Source organism: Burkholderia sp. JPY481, assembly GCF_038900515.1.
Classification (GTDB): Bacteria; Pseudomonadota; Gammaproteobacteria; order Burkholderiales; family Burkholderiaceae; genus Paraburkholderia; species Paraburkholderia youngii.
Genome location: NZ_JAYMRT010000094.1, coordinates 1 through 1,187 on the forward strand (window position 1 = coordinate 1; position 1,187 = coordinate 1,187).

Annotated in this window: 1 protein-coding gene; it reads left to right on the forward strand. The window is 59.5% G+C overall.

Going from position 1 to position 1,187, the window contains the following annotated elements; genetic code table 11:
- Nucleotides 1-89: 89 nt before the first annotated feature.
- Nucleotides 90-1,187 (forward strand): IS3 family transposase gene (locus tag VSR82_RS39760; RefSeq protein ID WP_498858898.1). Its coding sequence is split into 2 segments (ribosomal slippage), with 1,099 coding nucleotides annotated over them: nucleotides 90-354 and nucleotides 354-1,187; the frame shifts between segments, so codons are not numbered across the junction. This gene is flagged as partial in the annotation.

Below are 1,187 nucleotides of genomic sequence, written 5' to 3' on the forward strand. Positions count from 1 at the left end.
AGAGGTGGCGCCGGAATTTCGGACAAGGTCGGTAAGTGGAACGGTCGGGGCCTGAGCTGGTCATAGGGACCAGCAAAAGGAACCCAAAGATGGCAAAAAGAAGCCGCCGGTCGCATAGCCCGGCATTCAAGGCAAAGATAGCGCTGGCAGCCCTAAAGGGCGACAAGACGCTGGCAGAGCTGGCGCAGCAGTACGATGTTCATCCGAACCAGATTACGGACTGGAAGAAGCAACTGCAGGAGCGCGTGTCGGAAGTGTTCGAGACGGGCAAGTCGACGACAGGTGAGCCACCAGTGGACGTCACGGTGCTCCACGCGAAGATTGGCCAGTTGACGCTGGAGAACGATTTTTTAAGCGGAGCGCTCGGCAAGGCGGGGTTGCTGAGCGGAAAGCGATGATCGACCGTGCACACGCGCTACCGATTGCGCAACAGGCGCGACTTGTGGGGATCGCCCGATCAAGCGTCTACTACCAGCCTCAACCGGTCAACGAGACGGAACTGAAACTGATGCGCCGGATCGACGAGCTGCATCTTGAGTTCCCGTTCGCGGGAGCGCGCATGCTGGTACGTCTGCTGCGCCGCGAAGGCATCAAGGTGGGCCGACGGCATGTGGGCACGCTGATGAAACGCATGGGTGTCGAAGCGCTGTACTGCTGGCCGAACACGAGCCGCCGCCACAAGCAGCACAAGATCTGGCCGTATCTGCTGCAGGGAATGAAGATCAACCGCGCCAATCAGGTGTGGGCACTCGACACCAGCTACATTCCGATGGCGCGGGGCTTCGTGTATCTGACGGCTGTGGTGGACTGGGCCAGCCGAAAGGTATTGGCACATCGCGTGGCGATCACGCTGGAAGCGATCCATGCGGTCGAGGCGCTTGAAGAGGCATTCGCGAAATACGGCCAGCCTGAAATCGTCAACACCGACCAGGGCAGTCAGTTCACTGCGACCGCTTTCACCGACGCGGTTCTGGATCGCGGCATCAAACTATCCATGGACGGCAAGGGAGCCTGGCGCGACAACGTGTTCGTCGAACGAGTGTGGCGAAGCGTCAAGTATGAGGAGGTGTATCTGAAGGCATATGAGTCGGTCAGCCACGCCCGGCGCTCAATCGGCGATTACATCAATCTGTACAACCAGAGACGACCTCATTCGAGTCTGGAAGACCGCACGCCGGATGAGGCAT